17 protein-coding genes are annotated in these 15335 nt (G+C 43.9%); 12 read left to right on the top strand and 5 right to left on the bottom strand.

All coding sequences use genetic code 11. The features are described from left to right. Positions 1–117: 117 nt before the first annotated feature. Complete coding sequence (gene ccsA, locus Q5076_RS16915) at positions 118–2589, top strand: cytochrome c biogenesis protein CcsA (RefSeq protein ID WP_303014880.1); 2472 nt, start codon at positions 118–120, stop codon at positions 2587–2589. A 59-nt stretch (positions 2590–2648) separates the two neighbouring features. On the opposite strand, the gene Q5076_RS17920 is transcribed toward ccsA, so the two are convergent. After that, positions 2649–2771 (bottom strand): Fic family protein, encoded by a 123-nt coding sequence (locus tag Q5076_RS17920; RefSeq protein ID WP_368389388.1) that lies wholly within the window; start codon positions 2769–2771, stop codon positions 2649–2651. 154 nt (positions 2772–2925) lie between these two features. On the opposite strand from Q5076_RS17920, the gene Q5076_RS16910 reads away from it, so the two are divergent. After that, the gene (locus Q5076_RS16910; RefSeq protein ID WP_303014878.1) at positions 2926–3492 is read left to right on the top strand and encodes a nucleosidase; all 567 of its coding nucleotides are present in this window, start codon (positions 2926–2928) and stop codon (positions 3490–3492) included. Here Q5076_RS16910 and Q5076_RS16905 read toward each other — a convergent pair. Next, positions 3462–3821, bottom strand: a complete 360-nt coding sequence (locus Q5076_RS16905) for a YbaN family protein (RefSeq protein ID WP_303014876.1) — start codon at positions 3819–3821, stop codon at positions 3462–3464. The genes Q5076_RS16910 and Q5076_RS16905 overlap by 31 nt on opposite strands. Positions 3822–3949: 128 nt before the next feature. Between Q5076_RS16905 and Q5076_RS16900 the strand changes: the two genes are divergently transcribed. From Q5076_RS16900 to Q5076_RS16875, 6 genes are read left to right on the top strand one after another with little or no spacing between them, the layout of a single operon-like run. Beyond that, positions 3950–4306 (top strand): 6-carboxytetrahydropterin synthase, encoded by a 357-nt coding sequence (locus Q5076_RS16900; protein ID WP_303014875.1) that lies wholly within the window; start codon positions 3950–3952, stop codon positions 4304–4306. A gap of 28 nt (positions 4307–4334) precedes the next feature. Next, positions 4335–4880: a radical SAM protein gene (locus Q5076_RS16895; protein WP_303014883.1), complete on the top strand. Its 546-nt coding sequence runs from the start codon at positions 4335–4337 to the stop codon at positions 4878–4880. A 60-nt stretch (positions 4881–4940) separates the two neighbouring features. Then, entirely contained in the window at positions 4941–5681 is a 741-nt protein-coding gene (locus tag Q5076_RS16890; protein ID WP_303014873.1) for a (Fe-S)-binding protein, read from the top strand. Continuing rightward, the gene (locus tag Q5076_RS16885; protein ID WP_303014872.1) at positions 5678–7063 is read left to right on the top strand and encodes a lactate utilization protein B; all 1386 of its coding nucleotides are present in this window, start codon (positions 5678–5680) and stop codon (positions 7061–7063) included. Before Q5076_RS16890 ends, Q5076_RS16885 begins: the two co-directional genes overlap by 4 nt. Then, a complete protein-coding gene (locus tag Q5076_RS16880) occupies positions 7060–7644 on the top strand; it encodes an LUD domain-containing protein (protein ID WP_303014871.1) in 585 nt (194 codons plus the stop codon). The genes Q5076_RS16885 and Q5076_RS16880 overlap by 4 nt, the downstream gene beginning before the upstream one ends. A 48-nt stretch (positions 7645–7692) precedes the next feature. After that, on the top strand, positions 7693–8565 hold the full coding sequence (locus Q5076_RS16875; RefSeq protein ID WP_303014870.1) for a pyridoxamine kinase: 873 nt from the start codon (positions 7693–7695) through the stop codon (positions 8563–8565). A 160-nt stretch (positions 8566–8725) separates the two neighbouring features. Here the strand turns inward: Q5076_RS16875 and Q5076_RS16870 are convergent, their stop codons facing one another. Further along, complete coding sequence (locus Q5076_RS16870) at positions 8726–9868, bottom strand: energy transducer TonB (protein ID WP_303014869.1); 1143 nt, start codon at positions 9866–9868, stop codon at positions 8726–8728. Next, positions 9865–10434: an RNA polymerase sigma factor gene (locus tag Q5076_RS16865; RefSeq protein WP_303014882.1), complete on the bottom strand. Its 570-nt coding sequence runs from the start codon at positions 10432–10434 to the stop codon at positions 9865–9867. Before Q5076_RS16865 ends, Q5076_RS16870 begins: the two co-directional genes overlap by 4 nt. A gap of 151 nt (positions 10435–10585) precedes the next feature. Between Q5076_RS16865 and Q5076_RS16860 the strand changes: the two genes are divergently transcribed. The 4 genes from Q5076_RS16860 (at position 10586) to Q5076_RS16845 (ending at position 13776) form a co-directional block, all read left to right on the top strand. Next, complete coding sequence (locus Q5076_RS16860; protein WP_303014868.1) at positions 10586–12421, top strand: von Willebrand factor type A domain-containing protein; 1836 nt, start codon at positions 10586–10588, stop codon at positions 12419–12421. 213 nt (positions 12422–12634) lie between these two features. After that, positions 12635–12835: a type II toxin-antitoxin system HicA family toxin gene (locus tag Q5076_RS16855; protein ID WP_303014867.1), complete on the top strand. Its 201-nt coding sequence runs from the start codon at positions 12635–12637 to the stop codon at positions 12833–12835. 61 nt (positions 12836–12896) lie between these two features. Further along, complete coding sequence (locus tag Q5076_RS16850; protein ID WP_303014865.1) at positions 12897–13292, top strand: type II toxin-antitoxin system HicB family antitoxin; 396 nt, start codon at positions 12897–12899, stop codon at positions 13290–13292. A 97-nt stretch (positions 13293–13389) separates the two neighbouring features. After that, positions 13390–13776, top strand: coding sequence for a hypothetical protein (locus tag Q5076_RS16845; protein ID WP_303014864.1), 387 nt, complete (start codon positions 13390–13392; stop codon positions 13774–13776). A gap of 212 nt (positions 13777–13988) precedes the next feature. On the opposite strand, the gene Q5076_RS16840 is transcribed toward Q5076_RS16845, so the two are convergent. Next, positions 13989–15155 (bottom strand): site-specific integrase, encoded by a 1167-nt coding sequence (locus Q5076_RS16840; RefSeq protein WP_303014861.1) that lies wholly within the window; start codon positions 15153–15155, stop codon positions 13989–13991. Positions 15156–15335: the final 180 nt, after the last annotated feature.

Here is a 15335-nt window from a genome sequence, read left to right as displayed (position 1 = left end):
CTGTCCGGACATTCCTATCGTATATCTTTATGCGGATGTATGCAGAGAGGAATTGCTGGTAGAAATTGAAGGAATTGCTTATCTATAAAAGCATTGTTTATTATAAAAGAAAAACAGATGAAATTGATTCGACTGATCGCTTCACCGGTATTGATGTACATATTAGCGGGACTTTATGCCCTGATATTGGCGGTAGCCACTTTAGTGGAAAACTTTTATGGTCCTGCCGTTGCCCGTGAATCTTTTTATTATGCCCCCTGGTTTATACTGTTGCAGTTGTTGCAGGCAGTTAATTTATTGGCTATGTTCCTTCAGGGAAGCTATTTTAAGAGAATTAGTAAAGGCAGTCTGATTTTTCATGGAGCTTTTCTTTTTATCTGGTTGGGGGCTGCTGTTACTCACTATGTAGGAGTGACGGGTATCATGCATATCCGTGAAGGGGAAACGGCAAATAGCATGATGAAAGAGGAAGGAACAGGGATGGAAAATGCTTCCCTGCCTTTCTCTGTAACTCTGGAAGATTTCCGGTTGCAGCGCTATCCGGGTTCTCATAGTCCGATGTCTTATGAAAGTGACCTGGTGATTAAGAGAGAAAATGAATCTCCTTTACAGGCAACCATACGAATGAATAAAGTGATTGATGTGAATGGTTACCGTCTGTTCCAGTCTTCATTCGATTCTGACGAACAAGGTACCGTGTTATCAGTGAGCTATGACCGTCCCGGTATGCAGCTTACATATACGGGATATTTCCTTTTATTGGCAGGTTTTGTCTTGACATTGTTCAGTAAGAAATCCCGTTTCGGACGGTTGCGTAAAGAGTTGGGGGAAATGAAAAAGAATACCCCTTTCTGCTTATTGCTTTTTCTGACTGTATCCGGCATTTCTAATGTGCAAGCATTGTGTGCACAACAACCGGTTGTCTCTTCACAACAATCTCTTATCGTTTCACAATTACCTTGTGTTTCTTCCTTACATGCCGAAAAGTTTGGCAGTCTGGTAGTGCTTAACCCTAACGGACGCCTCGAACCCGTCAACAGTTATACATCTGCCATTTTACGCAAATTGTATGGAGCCGATAAACTGAATGGCATCCATTCAGATCAATTCTTTTTGAATCTACTTTCTTTTCCCGATGAATGGGGAGCTTTTCCTTTTATCAAAGTTGATAATAAAGAACTTCTTCAACGCTTCGGCAGAGATGGCAAATACGTTGCCTGGCAAGATGTGTTTGATGCAGACGGCAACTATATCCTGACGAATGAACTGAACACAATTTACGCTAAACCGGCTGCGGAGCGAAAACGTTTGGACTCGGATTTATTAAAACTGGATGAATCAGTAAACATTGTATATCGCATTATGCAACACCAACTGTTACCGCTTTTCCCGGATGGAAATGATTGGCAGGGAAAATGGTATTCACCGGGTGATGACTTGAGCGCTTTTCATGGGAAAGATTCTCTATTTGTAACTAAAATCATGGATTGGTATGTCTATGAGCTAGGAAATGGAGTTCGTTCCAACAACTGGAAGGAAGCAGACAAAGTAGTTGAGATGATGAATGTCTACCAACAAGCAAAGGCTAAAGTCCCCGCTATTGACAACCGGAAAGTGAAAGCCGAACTTCTCTATAATCAACTGGATTTATTTTTCTGGTGTCGTCTGGCTTACTTGATTTTGGGTGGTATCCTACTTTTCATTGCCTGCGGAGAGATTATTGCGGACTTTAAATGGGGAAGAAAAATTAGCAGTATTCTGATTGCTCTTCTGGCAATCGCTTTTCTCACACATACGGGAGGTGTCTTGTTACGTTGGTATATTTGCGGACATGCCCCTTGGGCGAATGCTTACGAGTCGATGATATGTACTTCCTGGATGCTGGTAGGTAGCGGACTCCTGTTTGCCCGCCGATTCCGTATTCTTCCCGCATTGGCAGGACTATTGGGCGGAATCATGCTTTTTGTAGCAGGACTTAATCACTTGAATCCGGAAATAACTCCTTTAGTCCCGGTACTTCAATCTTATTGGCTGATGTCTCACGTCGCTATCATTATGATCGGTTACGTCTTTTTTGCTCTTTGTGCGCTGACAGGGTTGTTTAATCTTGTATTGATGAGTTTGCTTTCCGCCACCAACCGGGTGAAACTCTTGTTCCGCATCCGTGAACTGACACTGCTGAACGAAATGGCAATGATTCTCGGTCTGTTCTTTATGACCGCCGGAACATTTCTTGGAGCTATCTGGGCCAATGTCTCCTGGGGCAGATATTGGGGATGGGACCCTAAAGAAACCTGGGCATTGATTTCAATCGTTGTCTATGCATTGGTGCTTCATATCCGCTTTATTCCCCTCCTGAAAGGAAAGACCACCTGGTGTTTTAATCTGCTTTCCGTCGTTGCCGTCCTTTCGGTTATAATGACTTGGTTTGGGGTGAACTACTATTTGAGCGGTCTGCATTCTTATGGAAAAACCGAAGGAGGAGATTTCTTGTTGTGGATATGGGGATTGGGCGTATGCCTCGTACTTGTTTTAGCGTTGTTTGCCCGCAGACGTTTAAAGATATATGGTGTAACTGAAAAGAACTGAGATTGTTCTCCGCTACATTTTTGTCTTTCTTTTAAGTATTATGCGGGGAGAAACGAGTCTCATTTTTTTATGTCGGTGAATATAGTCATTCCCTTCATTGTCAGCAGATATTTCTGTCGCGGGTGGTTAGGCTTATCCGGATAGAGTAATCTAATCATATTTTCTTGTATGGCCGGATTCAAATAGTTTTTTATCTGATATGAGATTTTAATTGTGACAGGATGTTGCGGTTAAAATCAGGAGATAAGCCGCAAATTTTGCGGCTTATTCTGCACTTGAATGATTAATCTCCGATAAAAATTCTATTTTTGCATATTCATAAATCAAGAGAAGAATATGTTGAAAATATTAGTAACCTACGCCGTCCAAGGCGAATTTGTAGAGATTAAATGGCCAGATGTAGAACCTTATTACATTCGTACAGGTATTGGAAAAGTAAAATCAGCTTTTCATCTGGCAGAAGCAATCCGCCAGGTACAACCGGACTTAGTACTCAATATCGGAAGTGCCGGAACAGTCAACCATCAGGTAGGAGATATCTTTGTCTGCCGTAGGTTCGTAGACCGTGATATGCAGAAAATGAAAGAGTTCGGGCTGGAGTGTGAGATTGATTCATCGGCCTTGCTCGAAGAAAAAGGTTATTGCAGGCACTGGACGGAAGAAGGAATCTGCAATACAGGCGATAGTTTCCTGACAGAATTGACTCATGTTAGCGGGGACGTCGTAGACATGGAAGCCTATGCACAGGCGTTCGTTTGCCGTTCGAAAGAAATTCCGTTTATTTCCGTGAAATATGTGACTGACATTATTGGCCGGAATTCGGTGAAACATTGGGAAGATAAGCTGGCCGATGCCCGGCAAGGGCTTTCGGATTATCTCAATGTCTTGAAGGAAAGAATATGATAAGTGACTCCTGCGGCCACCAGTCCCAGGAGAATCTTTACCCATATCAGGGGAATCAGAAAGAAGATGCAGTAAACCATTGTTCCCCACATCAGCACGAGCGAAATAATCTTGGCCCGTAGAGGAATCGCTTTGTTTTCGCGGTAATTACGGATGTAAGGTCCGAAGTGCCGTTGATTCAGCAACCAATTGTACAATTTCGGTGAACCTTTGAAATAGAGGGCGGCGGTAAGCAACAGAAAAGGAGTAGTGGGCAGTAACGGCAGAAAGATGCCGAGAATACCGAGTGCAAGGGAGATGCTGCCTAAAATGATATAGAGAGTTTTCATGCAGCAAAGATAGTGTAAAAACAGGAAAAAATTGCCGGGTTTGCTGAATGGAAATTCTTTTTGTATTACCTTTGCCATTGCATTGAGGTGACATTAGATGCATATAACTTAAAAAAATACGTATAGCAATGTTTACAGTAATCAAACGCATGGAGATATCGGCTTCCCATAAGCTGGTACTCCCGTATCGCAGTAAATGCGCCAGTCTACACGGTCACAATTGGATTATCACTGTTTATTGCCGTTCGATGCGGCTCAATGCCGAAGGGATGGTCGTAGATTTCACCCGCATCAAAGAAGTAGTCATGGAAAAGCTGGATCACCAGAATCTCAATGAAGTGCTTCCGTTCAATCCCACGGCGGAGAATATCGCCCGTTGGGTGTGCAGGCAGATTCCTCAATGTTATAAAGTGGAAGTGCAGGAATCGGAAGGGAATACGGTGATTTATGAGAAAGATAATGTAGAGGATAAGAAAGAAAAATAAGTGTACCGGAATTAATCCATTCTGAATGATGAGAAAGATTAATGAAATCTTTTACAGCTTGCAGGGCGAAGGATATCATACCGGGACCCCTGCCGTTTTCGTCCGTTTCTCCGGGTGTAACTTGAAATGCGGCTTTTGCGATACGCGGCATGAAACAGGTACGATGATGACGGATGATGAGATTCTCGCCGAAGTCGTCAAGTATCCCGCCGCTACCGTTGTTCTTACGGGAGGCGAACCCTCCCTTTGGATAGACAGTAAGCTGGTTGACCGCTTGCACCGGGCCGGCAAGTATGTGACGATAGAGACAAACGGAACACATCCCTTGCCCGAATCGATTGACTGGGTGACCTGCTCGCCCAAGCAAGGCGCGGATTTGAAAATAAAACGGATTGACGAAGTGAAAGTGGTCTATGAAGGGCAGGATATCAGTATTTTTGAACAACTTCCCGCCGAACATTTCTTCCTCCAGCCTTGTTCTTGTATGAATACTGCTGATACGGTGGATTGCGTGATGCGGCATCCGAAATGGAGGCTTAGCCTGCAGACGCACAAGCTAATCGATATCCGTTGAATGCCTGGAAACATAAACGGGTGTGGCAGAAGCCGATTCTAATTTTTTACGTGATATATTATGAAAGTAGGTTTGTTTATTCCTTGTTATATCAATGCTATTTATCCCCGTGTAGGAGTGGCATCGTATAGGTTGTTGAAAAATCTGGGAGTAGACGTCGATTATCCGTTGGACCAGACTTGTTGCGGACAACCGATGGCAAATGCCGGTTTTGAGAATGAATCGGCAAAGCTGGCACTTCGTTTTGACGGACTTTTTCAGGAATACGATTATATCGTCGGTCCTTCCGCCAGTTGCGTAGCCTTCGTGAAAGAAAATCATCCCGGCATCCTGGAGAAGGAGGGACATGTCTGCCGGAGTGCAGGGAAAATTTACGACCTTTGTGACTTTGTCCACGATGTAATCAAACCTTCCGGGTTGGCGGCACGCTTTCCGCATAAGGTAAGTATCCATAACAGTTGCCACGGTGTACGCGAACTTTTTAATTCTTCTCCGAGCGAATTGAATATTCCTTATTATAACAAATTGCGCGATTTGCTCAATCTGGTAGAAGGAATCGAAGTGTTCGAACCCAGTCATGTCGATGAATGTTGCGGGTTCGGAGGAATGTTTGCCGTAGAAGAGCAGGCCGTGTCCGTCTGCATGGGACGTGATAAGGTAAAAGACCATCTGTCTACCGGAGCTGAATACATTGTAGGGGCGGACAGTTCCTGCCTGATGCATTTACAAGGAATTATCGAACGGGAACACTTGCCGATTCAAACTATCCATATTGTAGAAATCTTAGCGTCGCAATCATGAGTACTAAACATTCGAAAGCTGCCGAAAAATTTTTGCAGGACAGCAAAATGGCGGCATGGCATAACGAAACCCTTTGGATGGTCCGTGCCAAAAGGGATAAGATGAGTAAAGAAGTGCCCGAATGGGAAGAACTACGCAACAAGGCATGCGAGCTGAAACTGTATTCCAACAGCCATCTTGAAGAACTGCTGCTGGAGTTTGAGAAAAACGCTACGGCCAACGGCGCTATCGTCCATTGGGCGAAAGATGCCGGTGAATATTGCGCCATAGTTTATGAGATATTGAATGCGCATCATGTTCGCCGTTTTATAAAAAGCAAGTCGATGCTTGCCGAAGAGTGCGGGCTGAACCCTTTTTTGACGGAACGCGGCATCGATGTGGTAGAGTCCGACTTGGGCGAACGTATCCTGCAACTGATGCATCTCGAACCGAGCCATATCGTGTTGCCCGCCATCCATATCAAACGTGAGCAGGTGGGCGAGCTTTTTGAAAAAGAAATGGGGACGGAAAAGGGAAATTCGGACCCTACCTACCTGACACATGCCGCCCGTAAGAATTTGCGTCATCTTTTCCTGAATGCGGAAGCTGCAATGACAGGGGCGAACTTTGCGGTCGCTTCAACAGGCGACATTGTGGTCTGCACCAATGAAGGGAATGCCGATATGGGAACTTCTTTCCCGAAATTGAATATCGCCGCTTTCGGTATGGAAAAAATTATACCGGATTTGGATGCCTTGGGAGTGTTTACCCGTCTGCTTGCCCGTTCGGCTACCGGACAACCGGTGACAACATATACTTCTCATTATCGCCGTCCCCGCGAAGGAGGTGAATACCATATCATCATTGTAGACAACGGCCGTAGCGAAATTCTTTCCAAACCTGGACATATCAGGACGCTGAACTGTATCCGTTGCGGCGCATGCATGAATACTTGTCCGGTATATCGCCGGAGCGGGGGATATTCCTATACCTATTTTATTCCCGGTCCCATCGGCATTAATCTCGGTATGGCGCACGAACCGGAGAAATATTATGATAATCTTTCCGCTTGTTCCCTGTGCTTGTCCTGTTCCAATGTATGTCCGGCAAAAGTGGATTTGGGAGAACAGATTTACAGATGGCGCCAGGAATTGGACGGGTTGGGAAAGGCAAGCTCCGAAAAGAAGATGATGTCCGGCGGCATGAAATTCCTGATGGAGCGTCCGGCATTGTTCAATGCGGCTTTATGGGCGGCCCCGGTGGTAAACGGTTTGCCGCGTTTCATGAAATACAATCATTTCGATGATTGGGGAAAAGGGCGTGAATTGCCGGAGTTTGCCCAAGAGTCGTTCAATGAAATGTGGAAAAAGAATAAAGTACAGGGAAAGGAGGAAACAAAATGAGCAGTAGCAGAGAAGAAATATTAGCCCGTATTCGCCGGAATACCGGGACCCGTTATGAAAAACCGGATATAGCGGGCATGAAACGGCTGGTTTATCCCGATAAGATAGGACAGTTCTGTGCGGTTAGTCGTGCGGTGGGCGGTACGGCTGTCGTATTGGGAGAAAGAGAAGACGTGAATGCCGTAATCCGCAGAGAATATCCGGATGCGGTGCGTATTGCTTCCGTTCTGCCTGAAATTTCTTGTGCCACGTTCAATCCGGATAATCTGGATGCACCGGAAGAACTGGACGGAACGGAGGTTGCCGTAGTGAGGGGAGAGATTGGTGTGGCGGAAAACGGAGCTGTCTGGATTCCGCAGGAAGTGAAACATAAAGCGGTTTACTTCATATCCGAAGCATTGGTAATCTTGCTCGACAGACATAAAATCGTGGATACGATGTATGACGCTTACCGGAAGCTGGACGGACAGGAATACAGGTTTGGAACGTTTATTTCAGGTCCGTCGAAAACGGCGGATATCGAACAGGCATTGGTGATGGGGGCGCATGGGGCGCGGGAAGTGCTGGTGGTGCTGGTTTAAGCCCGTGACAGGTGGAATTCTCGGAATGATGTACTAATAAAAAAAGATATGTACGCAAATAAAGTAAAGAAAATAGCTGCCGTCCATGACCTTTCGGGAATGGGGCGTGTCTCTCTCACGGTTGTTATCCCGATTCTGTCTTCCATGGGGTTTCAGGTTTGTCCGTTACCGACGGCAGTGTTGTCCAACCATACGCAATATCCCGGTTTCTCTTTTCTGGACTTGACGGATGAGATGCCCGAAATCATTGCGCAGTGGAAAAAGCTGGATGTACGGTTCGACGCTGTTTATACCGGTTATTTAGGCTCTCCGAGACAGGCGCAGATTGTCTCCGATTTCATAAATGATTTCCGCCATCCGGACAGTTTGATAGTAGCCGACCCGGTATTGGGGGATAACGGCCGGCTATATACTAACTTTGACATGGAAATGGTGAAAGAGATGCGGCGGTTGGTGAGAAAGGCGGATGTCGTGACCCCTAACATGACCGAGTTGTTTTATCTGCTGGATAAGCCTTATAAGGCGGACAATACAGATGAAGAACTGAAAGAATATCTTCGCTTGCTGTCTGACGAGGGACCGCAGGTTGTCATTATCACAAGTGTCCCTGTGCATGATGAACCTCACAAGACTTCCGTTTATGCATATAACCGTCAGGGAAACCGCTACTGGAAAGTGACTTGTCCTTACCTTCCTGCCCATTATCCGGGTACGGGAGATACGTTTACCAGCGTGATTACCGGTTCTTTGATGCAGGGAGACAGCCTTCCGATGGCTTTAGACCGTGCCACACAGTTTATTCTTCAAGGTATCCGCGCCACTTTCGGTTATGAATATGACAACCGGGAAGGGATTTTGTTGGAGAAAGTGCTTCACAATCTGGATATGCCGATACAGATGGCCAGCTATGAATTAATATAAAAACAAAAGCTTTTCCTTCTGATGAATTGAAGGTGCTATCTGTCAGTGCCGGTAAAGTGACACTTTTGTGCCGTCCCATAAGCAAGGCAGTGTCACTTTATCGGCATAACTGTACCATCCTGCCGTCGTAAGCATTTCAACAAAGTAATATTATTAAAGGTCAGAATTGTACGGATATTCTTGCAGGCAGATTTCCCGGCGTCCACTTCGGGCCTTCTTTAAGAAGCCGAATCGCTTCTTTGTCTGCCGAATCGCATAGGCTGTGGACGACAGTGATGTTTTGCGGTGTTCCTTCTTCATTGACAAAGAAAGCCAGAACCACTTCCCCTTTGGCTTCCCTGCATCCGTCATTCGGGCGGACGAGGTTTTCTTTCAGGTAGTTTTTGTATTTGCGTTTGCCTATGACGGGTTGCGGAACCTGCTCTTTTTCTTTTGTTCTTTTATTGTTGCCATAACCCACCACTACCGTTTCGTTAAATGTTTGTTTGTCTTCATTCATGGCAATCAACATGACACGGCTTGTATCTACCGGTATTTCAACCGGTTGGTAACCGATGAATTGTGCGGTCAATTGTTTGTTCCCTTCTTCTCTTGCCAATGAGAATTCCCCGTTGAGATTGGTTATCGTACCGATATTCGTTCCGGTGTATGTAATACAGGCTCCGACAATGGGTTCTCCTTTTTCATTCGTTACTTTCCCTTTTATCAGGTTCGGGGCAGGGATTGCCGCCCTTAACATTTTTATGCGGCGGGTTGCGGGAAGCGAGGTATCCTTGTCCGCCGCCGTCTTTTCGACAGTCGCCTCTTCCGTATCGGGGGACATTGCTGCCGATGCGCCGGCAGGCCTGGCAACGGTTTTGCCTTTGGCTATCATATCTTTTGGACTTATATGCTTTGCTTTGATTCCGGTTGTGGAGTCCTGTCTTATTTTTGTTTCTGACAGAGAAGAAGTATTTTTTTTAGGAGCGGCAGGTTCGGGTATTGTTGCAGGAATATCTTCCAGGGCGATAAATACCTCTTCCGTCATGCTCTTTTTCAGAAACAGGAAATAACTGCTGATACCGATGCTTATTGCCAGGCAAGCCGCGATGCTCCAGGTGACGGCATGCGGATTCTTCTTCTTTGAGGAACGAGTCCTGACCTTCATTCGCAGTTTATCGATTTGCAGTTCGTGGTTTCCCTCTATCCGGCTATATCCGTCCATGGCATCGGCAAGGAAGGGGTCTTTCATCGACTCTTTTTCCAGCCGGTGCGCTTCTTTTCCTTTGCGGAATCCTCGTATGTAGTTCAATAGGTTCTTCATAGGGCTTGCTTCTTGATACAGATTTTTAAGTTTCTCTTTCCATTCTGGATATAGCTTTTCACATTATTCAGAGTAAATCCGGTTTGTTCGGCGATATCGGCATAAGACATCTCTTTCAGGAAAAAATACGTAATGCTGGTACGTTGTTCTTCGGGCAATTTTCCGAGACAGTGATGCAATGCTTTCAATTGTTCTTCCGGACTTTCCTCTTCACTTAACAGATGCAGAAACTCGTCGGATTCCATAATGTTGACCGTATAATCCAACGGAATTTCTTTATTCTCTTTCCGCAGAAGTTGCAAACAATGATTTTTGCCCACCCGGTAGAGCCACGGTCTGAATGTTTTTATTTCATAATTGCCTATTCTGGACAATAAGTCTTCAAACAGTTGCATGACCGCTTCTTGCGCACGGTCCTCATTTTGCAGATATTTCAGGCAAAGCCCGTATAATAACGGGATATAACGGTTATACAACTCTCCGAAATATTCCGTGTCGCCGGACTTCAAGTAATATGCCAATAATTCTTCGTCCGATAGCTTGGATATGTTTTTTCTGAAAAACAGCGTTTTTGTTTTCAAAGATAGGAATTGGGAGTAAATATAACAACTAACGGAAGAAAAATAAAAAAAAATCAACCGGTTTATGGAATCTGTATGAAATCCGCATCTCTATATCGAACGCGAATTAACAGTTACATTTTAAAAGAATAAAATTATGAAAGCGAATCAATTCAGGGCGATGATGCTCGTACTGCTGGCAGCAGTTGTTTTTTCCGGTAAAGTGAGTGCGCAAATTATTTCCGTGACGGGTACGGTGACGGATGTGGCGGACGGAAATCCGATTGTGGGCTGTTCCGTGGCGGTTGAGGGAACTGCGGATGGCACAGTGACCGATATGAACGGCCGATATCGTATCCGGGTGAAGAAAGGGGCGGCGTTGCTTTTTCGGTTTATCGGATATAAAGAGGAAAAAAGAAGGGTGGAGTCGGCAAAGATGGATGTGAAGATGGAAGTCGAAGAGGTAGTGTTGGAAGAGTGTGCGGTAGTCGGATACGGTACAATGAAGGCACGGACACGGACGGCCATGTGTCTGGCAGTATGTCCGATGCCTGTATATGACAGGAATATGAATGCGGAAGAGTATGGAACATTCTCGGAAAACGGTTTTAAGGAAGTGTCGGATGCGCCGCTTTCCACTTTTTCCGTTGATGTGGATGCCGCCTCTTACAGTAATATGCGCCGGTTTATCAATAAAGGAGAATTGCCTCCGGCAGAAGCTGTCCGTACGGAAGAACTGGTGAATTATTTCTCTTATGATTATCCCGGACCTGCCGGAAACAATCCTGTGAAAATTACGGTAGAAGCCGGAACCTGCCCTTGGAATCCGGACAACCGCCTTGTCCGTATCGGTCTGAAGGCGAGGGAAATCCCGACGGATAACCTGCCTGCATCCAATCTGGTGTTTCTGATTGACGTCTCCGGTTCTATGTGGGGGGCCAACCGGCTGGATTTGGTGAAATCATCTCTCAAACTATTAGTCAATAATTTACGTGATAAGGATAAGGTAGCGATTGTGACCTATGCCGGTGCTGCCGGCGTAAAGTTGGAATCCACAGCGGGAAGTGACAAGCAGAAAATTCGTGAAGCGATAGATGAGCTTACGGCAAGCGGTTCTACTGCCGGAGGCGCGGGTATCATGCTGGCTTATAAAATAGCGAAGAAGAATTTTATTTCCGGCGGTAATAACCGTATCATTCTTTGTTCCGACGGTGATTTTAATGTAGGGGTGTCTTCGGCGGAAGGTTTGGAACAGTTGATTGAGAAAGAACGTAAAAGCGGGGTTTTCCTCACTGTGTTAGGTTACGGGATGGGGAACTATAAAGATAAAAAGATTCAGGTATTGGCTGAAAAGGGGAATGGAAACCATGCTTATATAGACAATTTGCAGGAAGCGAACCGGGTATTGGTGAATGAATTCGGCGCTACTTTGCACACAGTGGCAAAAGATGTCAAGCTGCAAGTGGAATTTAATCCCGCTCTGGTGCAGGCATATCGTTTGATTGGTTATGAGAGCCGCCTGCTGGACGATAAGGATTTCAATAATGATGCGAAAGATGCCGGCGATATGGGAGCTGGACATACGGTAACCGCTTTTTATGAAGTGATTCCGGCAGGAGGAAAAAACACTTATGTGGGAAAGGTAGATGACTTGAAGTATCAGAAAAAGGAGAAAATATCGGTAAAACCTACAGGTTCCGGTGAGCTTTTGACGGTAAAGTTGCGTTATAAAACTCCGGATAAGGAAGTTAGCAGGAAAATGGAACTTCCTTTCGTGGATAAGAAAGGAAATGACGTTTCTTCCGATTTCCGTTTTGCATCTGCCGTAGCCATGTTCGGGCAATTGCTCCGGAATTCCGATTTTAAAGGAGAGGCTACTTTTGATAAAGTGATTCGTCTGGCGGAACAGGGATTGGATAATGACGATAGGGGATACCGTCGGGAGTTTATCCGTTTAGTGGAGACTGCTAAAGGACTGGAAAAAGAGTTGTAATACTCGCAGAAGGTCGGGATTCTGACGGGTACGTTGGTTCAGGAAAGCGGTGTCCGCCCTTTTACGCAGAAGGGAGGGATTTTTAACACCTGAAATCGGCGGTTGTTTGACACAATAGAATTGCGATTTGTTAAAGGGTAGTAAAAATCCTACTGTTTTATTATATATAGTAGAATTTTTACTACCTTTGTGGCGCTATAAAAAACAAATGATATGGTTAAATCATCAGAATTTCACCGACAGATACCAAAGAAAGGTAAAAAAAGAGGTTGGAAATGGACAGGAGTTTCAGAAGGCAGCCACCGGATTTACGAAGATATAAATGGTATCAGATACCCAGTTCCCTATCATGGTTCTAAAGAAATGGGAGAAGGGTTAAGAAAAAAGATTATCAGGGATATGGAGCTTGAATAAAGCTTTCCCTTTCCCTACCATATATGTGATTGTGATTTTGCTAATTTAAGTTTTGCTAAACATGGGAAAGATTAAGGTTACTATTGAGAAAGGTACTGATTTATTCGGTGCATGGGCTGAAAACATCCCAGGGATTTACGGTGAAGGTAATACCGTACAAGAGGCTAAAGATAGTATATTGGAAGCCGTTGAATTATACAAAAAGTATAATGATAAAATTCCTGTGGAGTTACAGGGCGATATGGATATAGAATGGTTTTTTGATGTACAATCCTTCTTGCAGTATTACAGCGGTATTTTTACTAAAGCCGCTTTGGAAAGAATTACGGGTATTAATCAAAAACAGTTGGGGCACTATGCTTCAGGACTAAAAAAGCCCCGCCGGGCGCAGGTGGAAAAAATAGAAAATGCACTGCGTGGGTTTATCCAAGATATGAGTTTGGTACATTTAGTATAAAATATATTTCGATTCATTTACATGAATAGTTGATTAGGCTTCCAATAATGGAAGCCTTTTTTGTACCTTTACCGGAAAATGCAGAACATGAAAAATAATGTACGGACTTTATGGTGAGACAGACTTTGTATTCTTCCCGGTACATGACATGCAGAATGATGTAGTACATAATGATGTCTGTGTTAGAATTGGTGGAACAGTGACATTTCCTCATACTGTTTATAATTATGATTCAATATTTAATCCGGGCGATTATGGCGGATATATTGCTACTCTAGCTGTGCAATCTTATTGGTGTTTCATAATCAAGAAAATATTCAGCGTTTTGGGATATACAGTTACTGAAAATCAGATAGAAAACACTGTGTTGAAAAATTCTTTTATTGCAAATTCCAAACGAGCTTTGGTATTTAACCAGGTATTACCACACTGGACCATTGTGCAGTTTATCGAAGAAATAGAGCATTATCAGATGCAAATATAACGTATGCTTTTGAATCGGTCGATAAATATTTGCGGGTGGATGAGACTATCACAGAGGTTATTGAAGTGAAAAAGTTTAATTCTTACTCAGACTTAGCAGGCTATTATGATAGTTTGGACGATGCCAATAAAAAGAAATATATCTATGAATTCGGTGGAAGGCAATAGCAAAGGGATTGATTCTCAAAAGATCGGATACTTCTACGAGGCTACTTAAAATAGCCCGTCGAAGTGCTTCGTCTCTTCATGTACAGGAAGATTCTCTCCTTTCAGATATTTGTTTGTGGTAGAAATATCTGCATGGCGTGCTTGGTCACGGGCTATGACTATTCCTTCAGAATTAGCCAGGTCCCGGATACCGGTATCTTTCAATGAATAGAACTGATAAGACTCCGGGAAATTTAATACTGACCTTACTTTATTGAAATAAGTCCTATATGCTCGTGAGCTGGACTTTTCTAGTGAGGGCATGAAGCCCGGTCCGAATAGGTAGTAATCACTTTCATGGCTAAAGGTATTAAGTTCGACCATCAGCCTAATCAATGCATCATTTAGACCTACCATGCCATCCTTTCGGTTCTTTGATATACTGGACGCTATGAAAACCTTCTGCTCTTTCAGGTAGATGTCACGCAGCTTTATGTTTGACAGTTCTTCAGGGCGAATCAGAGTATAATATTCAAATTGGCATAGCAGAAGAAAGTAAGGGTTTGTACTCTGAAGGTGTGATTTTAATTTAACCAGGTCTTTGGGAGAAAGAGGGATTCTTTTCTTTGCTCCTTCCGTTATTGATTTTATATCTTCCATCGGATTTTTATCCATATAGTTTTTTTCTGATAACCAGGTGCAAAATGAAGATAACCAGGTACGGTAATTATTTCTTGTGCGGGCTGATGAATCACGGTCAATGAGTATGTAGTCCAAAAAATCGCAGGCAAAGACTTTATCAAATTGATATATGTAGAGAATTGGCTTTACTCTTTTTTCGTTGTACTCGGATAGAATCTTGATTCGTTTTTTGTAGTCCAGGTATGTAGTCTCCTTATAAGAGTGTGATTTATATAACTTAGTGATATATTTATAATATAATTCTGTAACGTCAGAGAATAAAGTATATTGGCGGGAATTGGATGTGTCCGCCCAGGGATTCCAACCGGAACGGAGTTGATAGGTCAGGTTAGCGATAATCTCTGTTGCTCTTTTTTTTCGTTCGCTAACTTTATCAATGCTGTCTAGCATATACTTTTTCCGTTTCATCTTTTGTTCTAACGGATCATAAGAATTAAAGTCGATATACCAGTTCTTGCCTGTGTGAAGTCTGGGTAATGTGTACCCGATGATATTGTCTATTGAAGCACCTTTTCTTTTAGTTAAAGACATTTTTTTCTACGTTTTTTCGATTTTAAAAACATAGAACATTTGATACCCTGAAAAATTAGTGTCCGACTTTTGTCCGACCTAAAAACAAGAAATAACTGTAAGTTGTTGATTTTCAACTGTTTAGCCTTGCACGGGAGGAGAGGCTCGAACTCCCGACACCCGGTTTTGGAGACCGGTGCT

The organism is uncultured Bacteroides sp. (genome assembly GCF_958445495.1).
Lineage (GTDB): Bacteria > Bacteroidota > Bacteroidia > Bacteroidales > Bacteroidaceae > Bacteroides.
Note: the sequence above shows the minus strand (reverse complement) of the source record. Positions and strands in the feature narration are given on the sequence as shown.

Excerpts from the sequence above, each read along its gene's own strand:
- ccsA (WP_303014880.1), top strand. The coding sequence starts at position 118 with ATGAAATTGATTCGACTGATCGCTTCACCGGTATTGATGTACATATTA.
- Q5076_RS16910 (WP_303014878.1), top strand. The coding sequence starts at position 2,926 with ATGTTGAAAATATTAGTAACCTACGCCGTCCAAGGCGAATTTGTAGAG.
- Q5076_RS16905 (WP_303014876.1), bottom strand. The coding sequence starts at position 3,821 with ATGAAAACTCTCTATATCATTTTAGGCAGCATCTCCCTTGCACTCGGT.
- Q5076_RS16900 (WP_303014875.1), top strand. The coding sequence starts at position 3,950 with ATGTTTACAGTAATCAAACGCATGGAGATATCGGCTTCCCATAAGCTG.
- Q5076_RS16895 (WP_303014883.1), top strand. The coding sequence starts at position 4,335 with ATGAGAAAGATTAATGAAATCTTTTACAGCTTGCAGGGCGAAGGATAT.
- Q5076_RS16890 (WP_303014873.1), top strand. The coding sequence starts at position 4,941 with ATGAAAGTAGGTTTGTTTATTCCTTGTTATATCAATGCTATTTATCCC.
- Q5076_RS16885 (WP_303014872.1), top strand. The coding sequence starts at position 5,678 with ATGAGTACTAAACATTCGAAAGCTGCCGAAAAATTTTTGCAGGACAGC.
- Q5076_RS16880 (WP_303014871.1), top strand. The coding sequence starts at position 7,060 with ATGAGCAGTAGCAGAGAAGAAATATTAGCCCGTATTCGCCGGAATACC.
- Q5076_RS16875 (WP_303014870.1), top strand. The coding sequence starts at position 7,693 with ATGTACGCAAATAAAGTAAAGAAAATAGCTGCCGTCCATGACCTTTCG.
- Q5076_RS16870 (WP_303014869.1), bottom strand. The coding sequence starts at position 9,868 with ATGAAGAACCTATTGAACTACATACGAGGATTCCGCAAAGGAAAAGAA.
- Q5076_RS16860 (WP_303014868.1), top strand. The coding sequence starts at position 10,586 with ATGAAAGCGAATCAATTCAGGGCGATGATGCTCGTACTGCTGGCAGCA.
- Q5076_RS16855 (WP_303014867.1), top strand. The coding sequence starts at position 12,635 with ATGGTTAAATCATCAGAATTTCACCGACAGATACCAAAGAAAGGTAAA.
- Q5076_RS16850 (WP_303014865.1), top strand. The coding sequence starts at position 12,897 with ATGGGAAAGATTAAGGTTACTATTGAGAAAGGTACTGATTTATTCGGT.
- Q5076_RS16845 (WP_303014864.1), top strand. The coding sequence starts at position 13,390 with ATGTACGGACTTTATGGTGAGACAGACTTTGTATTCTTCCCGGTACAT.
- Q5076_RS16840 (WP_303014861.1), bottom strand. The coding sequence starts at position 15,155 with ATGTCTTTAACTAAAAGAAAAGGTGCTTCAATAGACAATATCATCGGG.